This window comes from Acetomicrobium hydrogeniformans ATCC BAA-1850 (assembly GCF_000160455.2).
GTDB classification, from domain to species: domain Bacteria; phylum Synergistota; class Synergistia; order Synergistales; family Acetomicrobiaceae; genus Acetomicrobium; species Acetomicrobium thermoterrenum.
This window is the reverse complement of the sequence record NZ_ACJX03000001.1, coordinates 93,693-113,238: the sequence shown is the minus strand read 5'-3', so window position 1 is coordinate 113,238 and position 19,546 is coordinate 93,693. Positions and strand designations below refer to the sequence as shown.

General features: G+C 48.6%; 17 protein-coding genes, 1 tRNA gene and 1 pseudogene. 10 read left to right on the top strand and 9 right to left on the bottom strand.

Annotation, left to right across the window (positions count from 1 at the left end; all coding sequences use genetic code 11):
* The first annotated feature begins 117 nt into the window (after positions 1–117).
* Together HMPREF1705_RS00635 and HMPREF1705_RS00630 are read left to right on the top strand one after the other, a co-directional pair.
* Positions 118–1,281 (top strand): iron-containing alcohol dehydrogenase, encoded by a 1,164-nt coding sequence (locus HMPREF1705_RS00635; RefSeq protein WP_040347857.1) that lies wholly within the window; start codon positions 118–120, stop codon positions 1,279–1,281.
* A gap of 40 nt (positions 1,282–1,321) precedes the next feature.
* Positions 1,322–2,590: a glycerate kinase type-2 family protein gene (locus HMPREF1705_RS00630; protein WP_009200651.1), complete on the top strand. Its 1,269-nt coding sequence runs from the start codon at positions 1,322–1,324 to the stop codon at positions 2,588–2,590.
* Positions 2,591–2,779: 189 nt separating this feature from the next.
* Here HMPREF1705_RS00630 and HMPREF1705_RS11225 read toward each other — a convergent pair whose 3' ends face one another.
* Both HMPREF1705_RS11225 and HMPREF1705_RS00625 read right to left on the bottom strand, forming a co-directional pair.
* The gene (locus HMPREF1705_RS11225; RefSeq protein ID WP_009200652.1) at positions 2,780–2,956 is read right to left on the bottom strand and encodes a type II toxin-antitoxin system HicA family toxin; all 177 of its coding nucleotides are present in this window, start codon (positions 2,954–2,956) and stop codon (positions 2,780–2,782) included.
* Positions 2,953–3,141, bottom strand: coding sequence for a type II toxin-antitoxin system HicB family antitoxin (locus HMPREF1705_RS00625; protein WP_009200653.1), 189 nt, complete (start codon positions 3,139–3,141; stop codon positions 2,953–2,955). Before HMPREF1705_RS00625 ends, HMPREF1705_RS11225 begins: the two co-directional genes overlap by 4 nt.
* Before the next feature lie 258 nt (positions 3,142–3,399).
* On the opposite strand from HMPREF1705_RS00625, the gene HMPREF1705_RS00620 reads away from it, so the two are divergent.
* Together HMPREF1705_RS00620 and HMPREF1705_RS10990 are read left to right on the top strand one after the other, a co-directional pair.
* Positions 3,400–3,882: a type II toxin-antitoxin system RelB/DinJ family antitoxin gene (locus HMPREF1705_RS00620; RefSeq protein WP_187366923.1), complete on the top strand. Its 483-nt coding sequence runs from the start codon at positions 3,400–3,402 to the stop codon at positions 3,880–3,882.
* Positions 3,875–4,213: pseudogene (locus tag HMPREF1705_RS10990) on the top strand (HepT-like ribonuclease domain-containing protein). The gene HMPREF1705_RS00620 and the pseudogene HMPREF1705_RS10990 overlap by 8 nt, the downstream one beginning before the upstream one ends.
* Positions 4,214–4,370: 157 nt before the next feature.
* On the opposite strand, the gene HMPREF1705_RS00610 reads toward HMPREF1705_RS10990, so the two are convergent.
* Genes HMPREF1705_RS00610 through HMPREF1705_RS00590 form a run of 5 tightly spaced genes read right to left on the bottom strand, consistent with a single transcriptional unit; the run spans position 4,371 to position 10,271 of the window.
* Positions 4,371–5,759, bottom strand: a complete 1,389-nt coding sequence (locus HMPREF1705_RS00610) for an MmgE/PrpD family protein (RefSeq protein WP_009200656.1) — start codon at positions 5,757–5,759, stop codon at positions 4,371–4,373.
* A 36-nt stretch (positions 5,760–5,795) separates the two neighbouring features.
* A complete protein-coding gene (locus HMPREF1705_RS00605; protein ID WP_009200657.1) occupies positions 5,796–7,160 on the bottom strand; it encodes an MmgE/PrpD family protein in 1,365 nt (454 codons plus the stop codon).
* Between the two features lie 2 nt (positions 7,161–7,162).
* Positions 7,163–7,489 carry a DUF4387 domain-containing protein gene (locus HMPREF1705_RS00600; protein WP_009200658.1) on the bottom strand — a complete coding sequence of 109 codons (327 nt, stop codon included), beginning with the start codon at positions 7,487–7,489 and terminating at the stop codon, positions 7,163–7,165.
* A complete protein-coding gene (locus HMPREF1705_RS00595; RefSeq protein WP_009200659.1) occupies positions 7,486–8,886 on the bottom strand; it encodes an MmgE/PrpD family protein in 1,401 nt (466 codons plus the stop codon). The genes HMPREF1705_RS00600 and HMPREF1705_RS00595 overlap by 4 nt, the downstream gene beginning before the upstream one ends.
* A 2-nt stretch (positions 8,887–8,888) precedes the next feature.
* Positions 8,889–10,271, bottom strand: a complete 1,383-nt coding sequence (locus HMPREF1705_RS00590) for an acyclic terpene utilization AtuA family protein (protein WP_009200660.1) — start codon at positions 10,269–10,271, stop codon at positions 8,889–8,891.
* 509 nt (positions 10,272–10,780) lie between these two features.
* On the opposite strand from HMPREF1705_RS00590, the gene HMPREF1705_RS00585 reads away from it, so the two are divergent.
* From HMPREF1705_RS00585 to HMPREF1705_RS00560, 6 genes are all read left to right on the top strand, one after another.
* Positions 10,781–12,037, top strand: coding sequence for a 3-isopropylmalate dehydratase large subunit (locus HMPREF1705_RS00585; protein WP_009200661.1), 1,257 nt, complete (start codon positions 10,781–10,783; stop codon positions 12,035–12,037).
* Between the two features lie 23 nt (positions 12,038–12,060).
* Positions 12,061–12,567 (top strand): 3-isopropylmalate dehydratase small subunit, encoded by a 507-nt coding sequence (locus HMPREF1705_RS00580; protein WP_009200662.1) that lies wholly within the window; start codon positions 12,061–12,063, stop codon positions 12,565–12,567.
* 89 nt (positions 12,568–12,656) lie between these two features.
* Positions 12,657–13,667, top strand: coding sequence for a TAXI family TRAP transporter solute-binding subunit (locus HMPREF1705_RS00575; RefSeq protein WP_009200663.1), 1,011 nt, complete (start codon positions 12,657–12,659; stop codon positions 13,665–13,667).
* 112 nt (positions 13,668–13,779) lie between these two features.
* A complete protein-coding gene (locus HMPREF1705_RS00570; RefSeq protein WP_111089620.1) occupies positions 13,780–15,681 on the top strand; it encodes a TRAP transporter permease in 1,902 nt (633 codons plus the stop codon).
* Positions 15,678–16,565 carry an isocitrate lyase/PEP mutase family protein gene (locus tag HMPREF1705_RS00565; RefSeq protein WP_009200665.1) on the top strand — a complete coding sequence of 296 codons (888 nt, stop codon included), beginning with the start codon at positions 15,678–15,680 and terminating at the stop codon, positions 16,563–16,565. The genes HMPREF1705_RS00570 and HMPREF1705_RS00565 overlap by 4 nt, the downstream gene beginning before the upstream one ends.
* A 167-nt stretch (positions 16,566–16,732) precedes the next feature.
* Positions 16,733–17,743: a DUF128 domain-containing protein gene (locus HMPREF1705_RS00560; protein ID WP_009200666.1), complete on the top strand. Its 1,011-nt coding sequence runs from the start codon at positions 16,733–16,735 to the stop codon at positions 17,741–17,743.
* Between the two features lie 3 nt (positions 17,744–17,746).
* Here the strand turns inward: HMPREF1705_RS00560 and HMPREF1705_RS00555 are convergent.
* Together HMPREF1705_RS00555 and HMPREF1705_RS00550 are read right to left on the bottom strand one after the other, a co-directional pair.
* A tRNA-Val gene (locus HMPREF1705_RS00555) sits at positions 17,747–17,821 on the bottom strand.
* Positions 17,822–17,944: 123 nt separating this feature from the next.
* The gene (locus tag HMPREF1705_RS00550; RefSeq protein WP_009201920.1) at positions 17,945–19,342 is read right to left on the bottom strand and encodes an ISLre2-like element ISAnhy1 family transposase; all 1,398 of its coding nucleotides are present in this window, start codon (positions 19,340–19,342) and stop codon (positions 17,945–17,947) included.
* Between the last annotated feature and the right edge of the window lie 204 nt (positions 19,343–19,546).

Here is a 19,546-nt window from a genome sequence, read left to right as displayed (position 1 = left end):
TACAGTGGGACTTAGGGTATCTACTTTGATCCAAACTTCAACTTAAATCCTGGGAATATGAAAAAGAATCCGGTAGTCTTGATTTTGTGGCAACCTCTGTATAAAAAGGTGATGAAAATGACGAACATGTTGAGGCAATTTAGTTTCGAGTTACCAACGAGGATCGAATACGGAGTGGGCATCGTTGTTAAGCTTGGGGACGAACTAAGGAAACTTGGAGCCCAAAAAGTATGCATAATTACAGACCCCGGCATCGAAAAGGCAGGCTTGCTGGGAAAAATAAAGCCCATCCTAAATGAAGGAGGGATCTCCTACAGCATTTTCGATGGGATAGATCCCAATCCGAAGGACCGAAACGTCGAAAGCGGCGCTCAGGCAGTAAGAGGTTTTAAGGCCGATGCGATGGTCGCCATAGGCGGAGGAAGCGTTATTGATTGCGCCAAGGCAATTGGCGTTTTGGTTTCCCACGGCGGGGAGAGGATAAAGGATTTCGAGGGAAGGACTAAAGTAAAAAAGCCCATCCTTCCCTTCGTCGCCATACCGACTACTGCCGGCACGGGAAGCGAGGTTACCTTTTCGGCGGTAATCACCGACACCGAAAACAACTACAAGATGACGGTAAGAAGTCCCTACATGGCTGCAGAGGTTGCCATGCTCGATCCCGGACTTACCGTAACCGTTCCGCCTCATATAACTGCCTCGACGGGCATGGATGCCTTGACACACGCCATCGAGGCTTACACCGTCAAGGTTTCCGAGCCTGTCAGCGATGCGCTGGCTTTATACTCTATTGAGCTGATAACGCACAATCTGGCAAAGGCGGTGAAAGATGGGGAAGATATTGAGGCGCGGGCCAGCATGTTGGTGGGAAGCTTGCTTGCGGGCATAGCCTTTAGCCACTCCGACGTCGGTTCCGTTCACTGCATGGCCGAGGCCTTGGGTGGCATTTACGATGCGCCCCACGGGGTTTGCAACGCCGTATTGTTGCCCTACGTTATGGAATATAACGCCGAGTCTTGCATAGAAAAGTACGCAAGAATCGCAATTGCAATGAGAGAGACCTTTGGAACTTCGCAGGAAGGTGCCATGAAGGCCGTAGAAAGGGTCAAAAAACTGGCAAAAGAAGTGGGCCTGCCCTCTTTCAAGAGCCTTGGTGTGAAAGAATCGGACCTTGAAAGGTTGGCCGATATGGCAGCCGGAAACATCTCTACTGAGAGCAATCCTCGTGAAATGAGCAAAGAAGATTACCTGGTGCTATTTAAAAAAGCGCTGGCGGATTGAGGCCTATCACTTTTAAATTGAGGCCTATGGAAAGCTGCTAATGAAAAGCTTAAGAGAAGATGCCCTTAGGATAATAGAGGATTCTATTAGCTCGGTATTGCCAGAAAAGGCAGTGGAACAAGAGCTTAAAAAGCTGGATTTGGGTGACAAGATTTATTTGGTCGCCATAGGAAAAGCCGCTTGGAGGATGGCCAAGTCCGCGAAGGACTGTCTTAAGGAAAAAGTTAAAGGCGGCGTTGTCATCACCAAATACGGACATTCTCAAGGTCCAATCGAGGGGCTTAAGATCTACGAAGCGGGCCATCCCATACCCGACGAAAATACGATCAGCTCCACGAAAGAGGCCGTAGAACTTGCGAAGGGCCTATCGAAGGACGATACTATGCTGTTTTTGGTCTCCGGAGGAGGGTCTGCACTTTTTGAGCTTCCCGTCGATGGGGTGAGCCTGGAGGATATAAAAAACGTCACCGATATGCTTTTAAGGTGCGGGGCCAATATCGTGGAGATAAACGCCATAAGAAAGCGGATGTCTCGGGTAAAGGGCGGAAAGTTTGCTCTGATGGCCTCGCCAGCCAGAGTGTATTCCCTCGTTCTTTCGGACGTCTTGGGCGACAGGCTCGATAGCATCGCCTCAGGCCCCGCTTATCCCGACTCGACGAGGTGCGAAGACGTAAGAAAAATAATAAGGAAATACGACTTAAAATTGCCGAAGCATATACTTCAAAGCCTAAGGGAAGAAACCCCTAAAAGCCTCGACAACGTTGAAACCAGGATAATAGGAAGCGTCTCCAAGGTATGCGAAAGCGCAAAAAATGTGGCTGTAAGTTTGGGATACAATGCCATGATCCTGACTACTACGCTAGATTGTGAGGCAAGCGAAGCAGGCCTGTTTTTGGCCTCGATTGCCAGAGAGGAGGTTGAAAAAGAAAGGCCTTTAGAAAGGCCCTGTGCGATAATCTTGGGCGGTGAGACGGTGGTACACGTAAAGGGAACCGGAAAGGGAGGCAGAAACCAGGAGCTTGTCCTGTCCGCTGCCCGAGGCATAAGAAACTATCCGGGAGTTGTCATAGCCTCCGTAGGTACGGACGGCACTGACGGCCCGACGGATGCGGCGGGCGGAATCGTCGACGGAAAGACTGCCTATACGCTAGAGGAAGCCGGCATAGATATCGACGATGCCTTAAACGACAACGATTCCTATCACGCCTTACAAAAAGTCAATGGCTTGATAAAGACGGGACCGACGGGCACAAACGTAAATGATTTGATATTTATATTATGCGATGAGACGAAAGTCCGGGAAAATTGATGCCTCAGGAGATCCAATGAAAATGATAGGAGTACGGGTTTTGAACCTGTGACCTATTTCACGTATAGGGAAGCGCTCTCCCGCTGAGTTCAGGGCAGCACGGGCCAGCTTAACTTTCATTAAAAAACCCCAGGAAATATCATACGAAAAACAATACTTAAAGCCCTCATTAGGTAATTACGACTGATGCTAATCTTTGAGCATTTTTATAATATGTTTTGCGAGCATTTCACTGATTTCATTGTGTCTAGGAATAGGTTGGGAAACTTTTGTCTTCGGATTTTGATACCAATCATGTTTACCGCCGTGCCTTATAAAAATGCAACCCATCCCCTCCAGGATTTTAATTAATTCTTTTCTTTTCACGAAACTTCTAATTCAGAGACCCTGCGAACATTGGGGATATTTTCGCTTGCCAAATCCCGCCATAGATCCCTCAAATTTTCTTTAAGTTCTTCTAGCGTTTCTCCTTGAGTCCAATAATCTGGAAATTCTTCGAGATAACCAATCCATAGATTGCCATCTTGCCAATATATAAATTTTTGTTTCATCAATTTTCATTCCTCGCTTTGTTTTTATGCTCTTATTCTGATAGTAATATTATAACAATAAGGTCAAAATAAGGCATCTTTATCTATCGCTGGGATATCTGCCTTTCCCCTGTTCCGTGGATAATTCCCCTTCGAGTCTGCATGGCAACCTCGCCCCGATTAAACAAAGACCTTTTAAGGCCGGCATTAGACAGGGTACACTTACTTGACAGTGTATGTATATGTAGTTACAATGTATCTACAAAGGTGGTGTTGACATTGGTACGAACCTGCGATTCGATGATCAGGGTGCGAATAAACAGCGAAACAAAGAAGAGGGTCGCACGTGTCCTAGATGGTATGGGGCTCACCCTTTCTGACGCAGTGCGCATGTTTTTAGTCCGCGTTGCCGAAGAAGGGCGTTTCCCCTTTGAGATCGAAGTTCCCAAAGCCAAAGAAGAAAAAACAAAGCCAAAAACCCTTGAAGAGATAAAAAGAATCATAAACAGCCACAGGAAAGAGCTTGAAGAAAAGTACAAGGTAAAAAGCATCGCTGTCTTTGGTTCTTATGCCCGCGGTGAACAGACCAAAGACAGCGATGTCGACATCATGGTCGAGTTTAGCGAGCCCGTGGGTCTCAAGTTCTTCGGCCTTGCCGATTTTCTGGAAGACATCCTGGGCATAAAAGTCAATCTTACGACACCTGACGGCATAAAGCCCAACAGGAAAGAGTACGTCATGGAAGATTTGTGTTATGTCTAAAAGGGACTGGATGCTTTACGTTGAAGGCGTTTTAGAATGCATCAAAAAGGTTGAAAAATATACCGGCGACATGGATTTTACACTTTTCGAAAAAGACGACAAAACGGTCGATGCAGTTATAAAAAATCTCGAGACTATAGGAGAAGCCGCTGGGCACATTCCTGACGACATTAAAACTCGTCATAAAGACATCCCTTGGAAATAGGTAGTCGGCCTTAGAAACAGGATTGTTCACGGGTATTTTAACATAGACTTGAAAATTATTTGGGGTGTCATCAAGCAGGAACTTCCTACCTTGAAAATACAACTTGAGAATATTTTAAAAGAATAGCACGATAATTATGCTTACCGCAGTTCCTAATGAAAATACAACCCATATGATAAATACGGGACCGACGAGCTCAAAAGGAAATTTTATCCCCTGCGATGATAGGTGATATTCGATAAAAATACCGAGCGGTTATCTTGTCCCGCTCGGTATTTAAAAGTTATTCCTTCCTCAAAAGCTCCACGAAGTTTTTGACGTTTTTGACTTCTTCCAGGTTAAATAAGGCCTCGGCGATCTTGTCGAGTTTTTTGTCGTCGGGGATTGCCTTGTAGCCCAGGGTTTTGAACTTCCAAAGCAACTCTTCCTTAGTGAAGGGGTTTTTGGGATGTCCCTTGGGATAATTTACCTCCAGGTTGAACACGCGTCCGTCGTTTATGTGGATGTCTATTTTCACGGTGTAGCGAAGAGCCCTTGGCAGGTTTTCTATTTCAGGATCGTCTACGACTTCTACTTTTCTTGCGAACTCCAATATCTTGGGATCTTTGATCTTGTCTTCCGTGAACTGGTCGATGAAGGCGTTCCCTTCCATGAGCGTAACGGCGCAGACATAAGGGTGGCTCAATTGGGCTGAGACCACGCTTTTGATATCGTCTGCGTCGACGGAGTACTTTCGGGTTATGGATGTGGTATGAACGACTATTTTTTTAATGTCTTCAGGCTTTATCTCAGGATGTTCTGCCCTGAACTTTCTCAAGCCGTCTATGGTCGTGTGCTTGCTTCGGCAAGTGGAGTAAAACTTAAGTCCGATGCCCATGAGCTCCCACCGGTCGCCTAATTCGCCGCAGGTTCTCTCTTCGTTGTAGACTCTGTCGGTGAAGCAGTGGTAAAATCCTCCGAATTCGTTTTCGAAGACATCTTCGATCCCCGTGAAGCCCTCTTTGGCGAGCAAAGCTCCGACGATGGCTCCTTCCGAGGATTTGGAGGGCACTATCCTTTTTGCCATGGAGGCAAACTGTACGGCCTGCAGGCCGCTTGCCCAGTTTCCTGAAATTCCCATGGCGTGTTGCATTTGCTCAGCGTTCAAGCCAAGCAGCCTTCCCACGCCCGCTGTCGAACCGAATACGCAGGTGGTTCCTGTGTTGTTAAATCCCTGATGGGCCAGCTCCATGCCGATGGGTGCGGCCACGCGGCAGGATATTTCGTAGGCCAGGGCGGCGGCGACCAAAAATTCCTTGCCGCTTACGCTTTCAAGCATCTCGGCAAAGGAGGTGACGCATCCCAAAACGCCTGTGGAAACGTGAATTATCCCGTCGGTATGCGTGTCGTCGAGCTCAAAGGAGTTTATGGCCGAGCCGTTTATCATCATGGCGGCGGTGACAGAAGTTTTGTCCTTCGTTCCCCATATGGAGGCTTCCTTTCTGTCCGTCCTGGCCGTCAGGACGTCTTTATAGATCCTCATCCACGGGGTGGTGGATCCGAAAAGCCCGCACCCGTAACCGTCAAGCATGACGTTTTTGAGGTGTTCCATCACCTCCGAAGGAATGTCCTCGTATTTCAGGCTGACAGCGAATTCCGATAACCGTCTGCTCATTGTCTGTTTTTCCGACATCTTCTTTTCCCCCTCTATTAATTTTAAAAATATGCCTTAGAAACTTAACAGTTTCATCAAACTTCTTACCGGCGCGTCGGCTGATCCGTGTAACGTATTTTCGATGATCTCCGACTGTCTTTTCTTTGAAATTACCCCTTCCGTGACGTCGATGAACTTATCTGTCAATTCTTCGTCTGACATTGGATTTTCCGGGTCACCCTTTGGATAATCTACGCGCGATGAATAGATATTGCCCTTTTTATCCTTAATTTGAACGATCATGCTCCTAGGATTCGGGTATAGCTTTTGAATTTCAGGATCTATTTCTATGGTGATCTTTTTTGCAATTTCATGCACCTTTGGGTCCTTTATCGCCTCTTCCGTGTACTCCTGAAGCCCGGCTTTGCCTCTGACTAATATTGAGGCGATCCCGTATTGGATGCTCAAGCGTGCGTGCAAGACCGTTTGGTAATCGGGGATATCAGATCCCTGCTTGGCGTTTTGGTGTGTGAGGATGTGTATATGATCGACGTCGTCTGCCCTCATGGGGTGCTCCTTTAGAATGTTCAATGTAGCCTCGTTTGCGTAGTGGACATATCTGCAGGAGGGGTATGGCTTGAAGTAAATGGACAATATGTCGTATTCGCTGCCCAAGCCCTTCGTTATGGATGAGATGTCGTATCGGTCAGAGAAACAGTGGCAGAACCCGAGACGCCCCTCGATTATGCCCCTTGGGCCCGTCAGGCCTTCTTTAGCCAGTAGGGCAGTCAAGATTCCGTTTCTTGCAGCGTTACCAGGATGTAAGTGCTTCACTAAAGAGCCGTCTATCTCGTATTGATTGATGCCCGATGCCAGGCTTCCGGCAAGCCCTAAGGCGTTGACCGTTTCTTCGACGCTTAAGTTTAATATTTTGCAGGAGGCTGCCGTCGTGCCAAAGTGAGCGACCGTTCCCGTTGGATGAAATCCCTTGAGGTAGTGGTGTGGGTTCATGGATTTTCCTATCCTTATGGAGACTTCGTAGCCAACGGCGATGGCAGCGATCAAATCCCGAGCAGTTTTTTCTTCCGCCTCGCATAGAGCGAGGGAGGAAGGTATAATCGAGGATCCGGGATGGTAAGTTGCATGCCTTGAGCCGTCGTCGAGCTCCAGAGCGTGCGCTGCGATGCCGTTTGCGAAGGCAGCCGTTTGAGGAGATCTCATGATGTTCGTTCCAATTATCGTAGCCTTGGGCGGCTCCTCCAGGGACCTTGCGTAATTTTGAGCTATCTTTCCTGACGTCGAGTGATAGCTTCCCGCAATGACGGCTCCGCAGGTATCCAAAAGGCATCTTTTAGCCTGGTGGACCACCTCTTTGGGCAAGTTTTCGTAAGTAGCCCTTTGTACGAAATCTGCCAGCCTTTCGGAGACGCTTTTGGTCATCTTCAGTCCTCCCACGGTATCTCCAGGGAAAAGAGGGGAGCGTACTGTTGACAGCCGTAGACATCCGTTTCGGCAGGTCCGCCGCTTGGGATCGGGCGCTGATAATTTGCCTTGATGCCCATGCCCGGATCGAAGAACATGAAGTCTAAGATCTTTTCGGGTTCTACGTTATAGGCCTTAGCTATTGCTTCCCTGGTTATAGCGCCGCTCTTCTTGACCTTTTCGTACACTTGCCGGTCGTCGAATATTATCTCAAGGGTTATCATGAAGCTCCCGGCGTTCTTGCTTCTTACCGTTCGAGCCAAATCACAAACATTTTTTGTCTTCATGAACAATACCTCCCAAAGTGTTCAATGGTTTCTTCATAACTTCGAGTTTCAATATCCCCATCTACCGTCATTGTCCACAAGCCTTCGAAAAATGCGTTGGGGTAATAGGGTGATAACATAGCCTGTAACTTTTTCTTTAAATCATCGTCGGTGACGGGAAATTCCGGCTCTCCCTTGGCGACGGGGATGTATTTTTCAAAGCTTCGGCCGTCTTTTAAAACTACTTTCATATGGGCACCCCTTTCTTCGGGGTACAGGTCGTTTAATTTTTCATCTTCTATTACATTAACTTTTTCTGCCAAGGAGATGAGCTTCGGATCGCTTAACGTCTCAGGTGTATAGTCTTGTAGCGTGACGTTTCCTCGAGTCAATGCTATTGCTACGGCAAAGGGCAGGCTGAACATGGCCTCTTGCTGGGTCTTTGGCACCTGTATTCGGCCAACTTCCACGATGCCGAGCCTGTAAGTTTTGACTTCGATGGATTCAATATCGGCCGGATCACAGGATAGCGTTTCTCTGGCCTCCCGTGCCAGGTCTATGGCGGCGTGGCAGTGCCTGCAGGTGGGATAAAGTTTCGTGTAAGTATATAGGATCTCAAATCGGGTTCCAAGGTCTCCTATAAGGGCTTCGGTGGAGTAATTTGAATCGCACATGGCCTTAAGCCAGCCGTGTTCTCCCTCAAAAAGGGTCCTGGGGGATTTGGCGCCGCACTTTGCCAAGTCTGCAGCCAGGACGCCGGCGGAGGCAGACTTTCCGGGCTGAAGGGGCTTCACGCCCGGATGGTCGTGAAGCATTTCCTGTAATCCTGCGCTTTGAAGTCCGCCCATTGATATGGCGTAAGCCGTCTTTTCTTCGTCCAAGTTTAAAAGCTTGGCACATGCTGCAGCAGCGCCTAAAGAGCCGCATGTCCCGGTCGAATGAAATCCCCTTTTAAGGTGCGCGGGGTTTATCGCCCTGGCCGTCCGAAGCATCATGTCGTAGCCGATGACGATGGCTAAAAGGATTTCGCCGTAGGAGCTTTTCTCCCTTTCGGCCATGGCCAGCACGGCAGGCATAATTGCCACGGCAGGATGTGACGTTCCCCACCTGTGGCCGTCGTCAAGCTCTATAGCGTGGGCCATTACTCCCATCCCGAGGGCGGCGTTTTGGGCAGGTATCTTTTTGCCTACACAAAGCAAAGTCGACTCAGGTTTGCCGCCTAGCTCCACAAGGTAAGGATTTACCACCTCAGCGAGTTCACCTACATAGAAACCCGCAGCCAGCTCGCTCAAGAAATCCACCAGTGAACGTTTTGCCTTCTCGATGACTTTGGCAGGAACGTCATCGTGCGACAGCGAGGCGTAGTAGCGGGAAAGTTTGCAGAGCAATGTGTCCTTTTCGTCCCTCGGCTTGCTCATCGTTACCTTCCCCTGACAGTTTCAAAGGAGAATCTGAATATCTTGTCGTCCAAGGGATCATCAAGGCGTAACAGATGGTCTACCGTCCATCTATAACATTTGTTTTTGGGATAAAGCGGTTCGTCCGTAAGAAGCGCCACCGATCCGCCGGAGGAGTTCATCTGCCCGGGATAGCTCATGTAGAAAAAGCGGAATTTGGCGCACTTTGCCACGGAGGTGGCTAACTCCTGATCCTTCGATATGGCTTCGATCACTATGGCGAGCTCGTGGCTTGTTATCTGCTCTTGCGGTTCGAAATCCTTCATAATCGCGTTTTTGCCATAAATATGAAAATACAGTTGATAATCGTTATCCCTATTGGGTCCTATTATCTGGGAGACCTTTTTACGCGTATCCTTCAATATTTGGTCGATGTTGGCGATGGCCCTGGTGTCTCTGATGCCGACCAGGTGATACACCCTGTAGCCCACCTCGCCGGCTCCCTCCAGCTTCACCTTGTAGGTTCCGTCCGGAGAAGGGACGAATTTGCTTCCGTAAACCCTGGTGATGCGGTCCGTTTCGGCGACGTACTCGGATTCGTGCATGTCTAAGATGCCGCCGGGCACTCCTTGTACGAAGGGGTTTGTCCTCTCGTACATCGAGTGGGCCGCCACGCTGTGGGGTGTTGCCCGCTGTGCCGGATGCATCGGCTCTATCGAAAAGTATTCCTTGGTGACCGTGGCAATGATGGATTCCTTCACCATCTGGGGCCAGCAGACCAGCGATGCGCATTCGGCAGCTTTGCCCATATGCAAGCTGATACCCTTGGGGAAGCCCTTATAGATGGGGTAGGCCGCCAAGACAGCGTCGTCGCAGGCCCTGCCCGCCAAAATTACATCTGCGCCTTCTTCCAGGGCATGTACGATCTGCTCTATGCCCATGGATGCCGTTACGTTTGTCGTCTCGTTTAAGACTTCTTCGGTAAGTTCGTAGGGAGCTTCGAGAGGTTCGATATCCTTGAGCCTTCTTTGCAGCTCCTCCTTGCTGACCTGAGAGTATATCAAGGCCATTTTGAAGGGCTCCAGCTTATGTTTTGTGGCCAGCCTTCTGATGATATCCGCATATCTGTCCACTGCGCTGTCCGTGCCCGTAGTGCTGCAGGAGCCTACTATCATGGGGACGTTTCTTTTTCTGCTTTCTACCAGGAGAAGTTCTAGGTCGTGTTCCTCCCATTCGATTGGGTTATGGGGCATGTCGGCGCCCAAAAAGGTGGGACCTGCATCGGCAGTGCCGGCATCTGCGGCGAAACAATCGATCTGACGTTTCACTCCTTCGTAAAAGGATCCCTCCTCGATTATGTTATCGCCCAAATTTCCCGTTGACACCAATAACGAAACCTTTTCCAATTCGATCCCTCCGATCGTGATGCCCTTTGCATCATAATAGCGGATATATATTTCCTATCTTTGTCGAGCTTATCACTCCTTTACCTTTAAGTCAATATATGAAAAAGGGTTATATCGCTAAAAATTTATCTATTTGTCTTTGACCAAATGATACTATGCATATATGTGTATTGGGCCGGTTATGAAATTTCTTTTTATTGATAAGCAAGGGAACTAACTCAGTACGCGGCGGGAAGAAGGAGATACAGAGGTCTCTCGCCTTCAAAGATCGCCGGAACCTACCTTATACTCTACGTTATACTAATGATGTTTTTGTTCGCCCTAGGGATATTAAGAGACATCATCGATATCACTAAAAATCATGCCATCCTACTATTGACAAAAATTATATTAGTGGTATTTTTAAAATAATCAATGGAAAGACACTTCCAATATTGCATGCTTGAACAACTATCTTACCTTCAAACATCGCTCACTCCTATACGAAAGAGACGACAGGGGGCATCGATGTGGGAAAGACGATTATCGAAAAGATAATTTCCGGTCACGTCGGCGAAGAAGTTAAGGCAGGAGATTATTGCGTGGTACCCGTCGATATGTTGATGTGTCACGACGCCACGGGCCCGCTTGCGATCAAGGCCTTCAGGGAATTTGAAAGGGAAAGGGTGTGGGACCCCACAAAGGTTGCCTTCGTCCTTGACCATGCCACGCCAAGCCCAAACGAACGGATCAGCGGTCTCCACGACATGTTGAGAAGCTTCGCGAAGGAGCAGGGAATAAGGTTCTTTGACGTCGGCGAAGGGATCTGCCATCAACTGATGCTGGAGAAGGGGATGGTCTTGCCTGGCGACATCGCCCTCGGGACCGATTCTCATACCTGCACTTACGGTGCCGTCGGGGCATTTTCCTTCGGCATAGGATCAACCGACGCAAGCGGCGTGCTCCTTACGGGCAAATTATGGCTTAAGGTTCCCCAAACCATGAAGATCGTCGTCGAAAAGGGGCTAACCCGTGGAGTCTATCCCAAGGACCTCATGCTTCACATCATAGGAATATTGAAATCCGACGGGGCAGACTACCTCTGTCTCGAATTTTCAGGCAGCTGCATCGACGACATGTCAATGGGAGGCAGGATGACGCTTTGTAACATGGCGATCGAAGCAGGGGCCAAGGGGGGAATAGTCCCGCCGGACGAAAAGACGCTCGAATGGGTTCGCCACCGTTCATCTCGTTTCTTTACTCCCAAGCTGAGCGACGCAGATGCAAATTACATAGATGTTCTCCATATCGACGCAGCTAACCTCGAACCTCAGGTGGCCTTTCCCCACGCCGTCGACAACGTCCATCCCGTGGACGAAGCCATCGGAATTCCCGTACAGCAGGTCTTCATAGGCACCTGCACCAACGGACGTTTGGAGGATTTAAAGGAAGCCGAAAGTATCCTAAGAGGGCGGAAGGTAAATGATTCTGTCAGGCTGCTCCTATGTCCCGCTTCGAGGGAGGTTATGCTTGAGGCCGCAAAGCAGGGCATCATAGCCTCCCTGGTCGAAGCAGGAGCTACGCTCATCCCGCCGGGGTGCGGACCCTGTCCGGGCACACATCTTGGTGTGCCGGGAGAGGGAGAAAACGTCATCTCCACGGCTAACAGAAACTTCAAGGGCAGAATGGGCAACAACAAATCGAACATATATTTGGCCTCACCCGCTACGTGCGCAGCTTCGGCGATAGAGGGCAGAATAGCCGACCCCAGAAAATACTTGGACTGAAGTCGGCAGAAAGGTGATGGAAGATGAGCGATCTTTTATTGAAGGGAAAGGCCCACAAGTTTGGCGATGACATAAACACCGACTACATAATAGCCGGCAAATACACAAAAACTTTGAATTTAAACGATCTGGCAGCCCATTTGTTCGAGGACATCGACCCCGAATTTTCGAAGAAATTGAAGCGCGGAGACATGGTCGTGGCGGGCAAAAACTTCGGCTGCGGATCCTCGCGCGAACAGGCTCCCATCGCTATAAAGGAATCGGGCGTATCAGCTGTGCTGGCGAAGTCCTTTGCCAGGATTTTCTTCAGAAATGCCATCAACATCGGCCTTCCCGCCCTGGTATGTGATACCGACGAAATAGATGACGGAGACGAACTTGAGGTGGACCTGGAAAGCGGGTTTGTTTTGAACATATCTAAGGAAATAAAAATTCCCACGGAAAAGATGCCCGATATCATGAAAGCCATCTTAAAAGAAGGAGGATTGGTACCTTACCTTAAGAAGTACGGGGATTTCGCGGCAGGATAAGTGTACGGTCAAAATTCGAGAAAGCGGTATGGAGCGAGTCCTGAAGGGAAGATATTTTGAGCAGTCATAATTTTAAGGAGGGGAGAAAGATGAAAAAGAAAGGATTTTGGTTCCTTTTCTTCGCCATAGCCTTATGTCTTTTAACTTCGCCGGCAATGGCGGAAAAACAATACCTCAACATGGGGAGCACGTCCTCCACCTCGGGGGTCTATGCCTGGTGCGTCGCTACGGCAAACGTGATAAACGAGGCCCAAAACGACATTCAGGTTACGGTCATCGAAAGTGGCGCGGCCCTCGATAACTTGAGAAAGATCAAGTCGGGTGTGTTCGATTTTGCGTTATGTGTCGATCTGCCTTCAGCTTATCAAATGGTGAAGGGCATGGATACCTTCGAGAAGGAGAAGTGGGAAGACGTTCGCTGGCTTTTCATGCGCAATATTACTGCCGATCGTCTGTATGTGAGAAAGGACTCAGGCGTCACTACCTTTAAAGAGCTGAAGGGCAAGAAGTTCAGCCCCGGCATCCCAGGCTCCGCATCGGCCGACTATGTCTTTAAATTTAACGAACTCCTTAAAGTCGGAATAGACCTCGTTCCTGCAGCCTACGGAGATGCCATAGATGCCTTGAAAAACGGAAGGATAGCGGGACTTCAAAAGACATCACCCTTGGACAGCCTGGATGCTTCCATGATCGAGGTCAACCTCACCCTTCCCATCACGGTTATAGGTTACAGCGAAGATGACGTGGCTAAGATAAGGGAGCGTTACCCCTACATGATCTTCCTCGAGACGCCCAAGGGCAAGATCAAGCAGTTGCCGGACGTGGGACCCGTCATGGAAGAGTGCGCCATAGTAGGGGCCGTAGCATCGGTCAATCTGCCCGAGGAAATCGGGTATCAAATCGTTAAAGCCTACGTCGAAGGGTTCGATGAAGTGGCATCCGCCTATCCCGCAATTAAGGGTTGGGATCCCGTGGCAGATTTCTTCGAAAACGTCCCTGAGGGCGGTGAAATTTACGCTCATGCAGGTCTGATACGTTACGCCCAGGAAAGGGGCATCGAAGTTCCTGAGAGGTTTATACCTCCAGAATACAAAAAGTAGACCCAAATAAGGCAAAGGGGCAGCCGATCATTCAGGATGGTATATCTCTCGTCGGTTGCCCTATATATATCCCTGATATAAGGGGATATGAGAAGGAGGATCAATGTTTGACATGACCAAAGACAGAATCGATGCTCCCGATGTGAAGACCTCCGTCATCTTTTGGTTGGCTGTAGCGCTTTCCGTGGCGCAGCTTACTGTCCCGATATTTTTTCACCTGCTCGATTTGCAGCTTAGGGCGATTCACGTAGGCCTCGGCATATCTTTGGCCGCGCTGGTGTTTCCCTTTAAGAAAAAGTACGAGACGAACAGGCTGACTACGCTGGACATCTTAGAACTTCTTTTCATAATAGCGGCAAATGTGAATATATACATCAAGACGCTAAATATTTACATGTATCCCGGAAGCGCAGATATGTTAGATCTGTTGCTTGGGATCGCCTTAACCGTCATAATCCTCGATACTACCAGGAGGGCCGTGGGTTGGGCCATCCCGATAATTGTTGCCGGCTTGATATTTTACGCACTCTTTGGAGACATATTTCCCGGAATGTGGAAATTGAGAGGGTTGTCCTGGAACTTCGTAGTAAACTCGATCTATTTCTCCCCCTTAGGTATTTACGGTAGCGTCACCGCCATGTCGGCCACCTTCATATCCCTTTTCATAATCTTTGGGGCCTTGTTGTCGGCCGGTGGGGGAGGGAAGACCTTCATAGATATAGCCTTTGCATTGACGGGCAAATGGAAGGGAGGCCCTGCCAAGGCTGCCATAGTGGCCAGCGCGCTTTTTGGAAGCATATCGGGAAGCGGAGTGGCAAACGTCGCCGTCACGGGAAGCTACACCATACCGATGATGAAACGACTGGGATATCCTCCCAACTTTGCCGGAGCCGTTGAGGCGGTCGCCTCTACAGGAGGCGGCATCACTCCCCCTATAATGAGCATCGCCGCCTTCATGATGTCCGAATTTTTGGGAATTTCATATTTAAAGATAATAGGTTACGCCATCATTCCCTGCGTCCTCTACTACACGAGTGTCTATGCCGGCGTGCAGTTCATGACCTTGAGGTTGGGCCTGGCTCCCGTGCCGGAAGATGAGATTCCCGAGTGGAAGGAAATATTGACCTTCAGGCGCCTCTCCTGTCTTGTTATTCCCATCGTCATTTTGCTTGGCCTTGTTGCCGTCGGGAGGCCACTCCTTACCGCAGGATTTTATACTTGTCTTTCTACCATAATTCTCATGTTCATAAATGAAATTCCCGAAAGCGGACTTATGAAAAGCATAAAAAAAATGATCGCTGCTCTGGCTGAAGGTGGCATAAGCCTTGCCAGGATCGTTCCCATACTGGTCTCGGTCAGCATATTGGTAAACATGGTGGGGATAACGGGCATAGCTCCCAAGATAAGCAGCCTGATAATGAGCGTGGGGCAGGACAGCTTCATATTCGCCCTGATTATAAGCACGTTCGTCCCCTTTATCTTGGGGACTTCGCTTCCCGTCGTTCCCACTTACGTCCTCTCCCTTTCCATTCTGGCTCCTTCCCTGCTCAGGCTCGGAGCTGATGCTGTGGCGCTCCATCTGTTTTTCATTTATTGGTCGCTGCTCGGCGGTCTAACACCACCTACATGTACCCAGGCTATCGTGGCTGCAGGCATAGCAAAGGGCGACTGGTTTAAGACGGGAATTAATTCGGTGAAATTGGGCATCGTGGCCTTTATCATGCCCTTTTTCTTCGTCTGGAACCCCGCCTTCGTCGGCAGGGGGACGCCTATGCAGATTTTAATCTGTGCAGTCACCGGCTTTTTGGGAGCAATATTCATGGCCTACGGCTTTTTCGGACACATAAACAGCAAGGTGAACCTTTTGTTTAGAGCATTCTTTTTCGCAGGAGGGGTGCTGCTGCTCTTTCCCCATCATCTTTATTCGATGATTGGGCTTGCCGTCGCCGTCGGTTTTTTGATAATAGAAAAGATGGTCAGCAAAAAAATTGATCTGGAGGGATCGTCTGCATGAAGAAATCGACCTTGTTAAAAAATATGATCTTGGAAAGAAAAGCCCTCGTTTGTCCTGGCGCTCACGACGTTATTTCCGCTAAGCTCATAGAGCGCGCAGGCTTTAAGGCCTGTCAGGTCAGCGGCTTCGGTCTTTCGGCTACCTACCTCGGGCTTCCCGATATGGCTTTTTTGTCCTTCTCCGAGGCCTTAAGTTTTTCCAAAAACATAATAGATGCGGTGAACATACCCGTCATGGTGGATGCCGATACAGGTTTTGGCAACGCAATAAACGCCATGAGGGTTACGGAGGAGTTCATAAAAGCGGGTGCGGCGGGAATGAATATAGAAGACCAGGTTTTCCCCAAGCGTTGCGGGCACCTTGAAGGAAAGCAGATAATTCCGATGGAGGAAATGGTGCTCAAGATAAAGGCCTGCATAGAGGTCAAAAAGAAATTGGACCCTGATTTCGTCATTAACGCCAGGACCGATGCCATAGCCGTGAGCGGGGTGGAGGAGGCCATACGCAGAGGCAATGCCTATGCTGAAGCGGGAGCGGATTTAATATTCATCGAGGCTCCCCGCACCAAAGAAGACATAAAAAGATTAACAAGGGAGATTCAGGCACCCATTAGCATTAATCTCTTCGATGCCGTAAGCGGCGGCAAGACTCCTCTTATCAGTATTGACGAGCTTCGCGAGATGGGAGTAGCTCGCATAAGCATCCCCGTAGGTCCTTTGTTCGCTGCCATAAAGGGCATGGTCAATTACCTCGATGTGATAAAAGACGGTATCGCCGAAGGAAAGACGGACCTCGTGGTCCCCTTCGGGGAATTTAAAGAGTTGATAGGCTTTAATAAATATAGAGATCTTGAAAAGGCGTTTTTGCCCGAATACATTCCTTAAGGCTCTGTTCTTCCGTCGGAGCTAGGGATTGGCCTTTTAACTAAATCGCAAAAATCGGAGAGCTACGTTTGAGCGTCGCTTGACAGCTCTCCGATTTGCCATACCTTCTTGAGATATACTAATATAAATGCTGAAATTTATACAGATACAACGGGAGTTGATAGCCGATGGAGATACCGATGGGAAACAACGCAGAAGAATATCCGCCAACAGTTATAGAGATACTTAGGAGCCTCTATTTTTCGGAGGATCCGTTGACCTCTGTCGAATTGAAGGAACAGCTCGATAAGCGCGGTTTTTCCATCGATGACAGAACCGTTCGTTACCACCTGTCCAACCTGGAGAAGGAAGGCCTCATCACACGCTTTGGTAGAAAGGGCGTGATGCTTACCGTAGAAGGCAGCGAGGAGGCTAGAGCCATCTTCGTCTTCGATCGCATAGGCCTTTCTTCCATGGAGACGGAAATGCTGATCATGAAAAGCGACCTGGACCCTTGTTCTAACAAGGGCAAGGTCATCGTGAACATCACCTCCGTTCCAGAGGAGCTAAAAGATGAAGCTCTGTCGTTGTTGGCCGAGGTGTCTGAGTCCAACGTCATCGTCTCGCCCTTGGTTGCAGTCTTACCCCAGGGAAAGAGGATTTGGAACTACAGGGTTCCGGAAGGTCGCTGCGCCATCCTTTGCCTTTCTTCGGCCAATTACGATGTGGCCTTGAGGCGCTGCGGCGTCTATGTGGAGACCGTTGCTACAGGACTTTTCAGGCTGCAGGGCTACAAAGGCAAGGGCTTCGTCGATGTTATATCCCATTCGGGCACTACCTTGAGCCCGGGAGAGCTTTTGATAAGGGGAGGCTTCACTGACGTGATGTCTGCAGTTCGCACGGGGAAAGGCTGCGTCACGGCCGCCATCAAAACCTTTCCTTCCTTTATGTACGAAAAGGTCGTGGAGGCCATCAAAGACTGCAAAAACGACAACATAAGCGGACTTTTCGAGTTGGGGTATCTAATGCCGCCAAAATATCAGATGAGCATAAAAGATCGTACGCGAGGTTATATGTTGATCTTTGGAGGCGCTAACTATCTCGCTCCCCTGGTGGAGTGCGGTATCACCGATGCCCTATCCATAGCATCGGGGCTTTACGATATTGAGGATATGCGTCTGCCTAAGGAAATCCAATAAAAATGGTGGGCGACACAGGTTTCGAACCTGTGACCTCTTCCGTGTGAGGGAAGCGCTCTCCCGCTGAGCTAGTCGCCCACTGCGTATTCGATTATAAAACACCCCTATGCATTCTGCAAGCAGAAGTTTGTTCTCGACCGCGTCAAGTTTTTGTAGGATTTTTAGGAACCACTCCCCATGTGTCCTAAAGGGCAACGTCTTTTAGGTTAGGTAAAAATCAAACCCGCCATGACATATGCCCCTTAAGGTCGTGTATAAGGGCGTTACCTTTCCCGTTTTCAGTACCGTTATGCATCCAAGCTCACTTATAACGGGACCTAAGATCTCCTCCAGGTTCAAGGTGAATTTGTGTCTTTTGTCCGCATTCTCACCTTTTTGGTCTTTTTTCTTTATCTGTTCTGACGTCACCTTGCCACCGCTACAGATGTAAGCCCTCAAAGAAGACATGGCCTTTAAGCCCTTGCGGCTCCATGCTATAGGCCTAGAACTTAACCTAGAGGAAAGTACGTGGCTAATATGACCCTCGGGACTTGAGCTCCCGCAGTCCTCTTCGTTTCGAATGGTAATGGAGCCCCAGTTGTTGGTTATATATCTCCTAAAATCTGCGATCATCTTTCTTTCCCTCTCGCTTGAAGCACATTTAGCCATCTCGGTGGTTATTTTCTTAAACAAGTTCAAGTCACTTGTATTTATGGCCCTGTATATATCACGTCTTTTTTCGGGCTGCCTTGCCGTGGCTTCCAGGATTGCTTTATTTAGGTGGAATTTATCCAGCACCAGCTTTGACTCGGGCAGCCAGTTTATCCCTTCCTTTATCCAATTTGCACCATCTCCATGGATGTATATGCCCTTTATGTCCTCCGGGTCATAAAGCTCGTATATCTTATCTGTTACCTCAAGCCAAAACTCATCGCTGCCCTTTCCATAGCCGCTCATGTATATGGGGTTTATACATCTGTTTTTGGATCCCTCTTTAAAGGTGCCCTCGTATATGCAGATCAAAGGAAGATTCGTGCTTCTGCCGTCTTGTAACGATGCGTGGTCCTCATCCGCATCTATATGTAATACATTTACGCTTCTTTTCTCAGGAACTTTTGTCTTCAAGGCCTCAAGGTTTAGGTTGTGTATCTTGTTTTTGACGGTCTGCCTGGATAACTCGCCATTAGTTACGTTCATCGAGCTTTTGGCGTAAGATACCTGTCCTGCCGTTTCTACCAGCTTTATGGCCACCGCTTCAGTCAGCCTTTCGTATTTATCCAACCCTAATGCTTTGTCCAGGGGGTAGATGTACGCGTTTCGCTTTTTGTCGTAATAATAGGTCCTGCTAAAAGATATATCCCCAAAGATGGTATAAACGCTTCTTTTGTCCTCACGCCTTTCTACGACTAACCCTCTTTCCTTTCGAGATGTTTTGTCCTTTAATATGGCCTCATCTGCAAGCTCGAAGTAAGCCTTTATCAGTTCTCGGATGAAGGCCTTCATGATCCGAGAGATTTCGTCTTCAATTTCCGCTAATGTCCTGACCTCGGAATCACCGAAGAATTCAAGCAACTCCTTGATGAAGTTTATTGCTATTTGTAGTAAAATATCCTTGTTCAAGTTGGGACCCTCCTTTATGAGTTTTTGTGTGCTACAAAGATTCTACCAAAAGGAGGGGTCCCTTTCTTTTTACCTCTGAAAATCTCCTACAAATATTTTACGCGATCTTTGTTCTCCTATACCCCCAGGAGCGCCTTGACAGTTTCCTTGCGATCGTGGTAAAAAGTCTACATGTTAACAAAATCTATGAATGGGGGAAGGGGC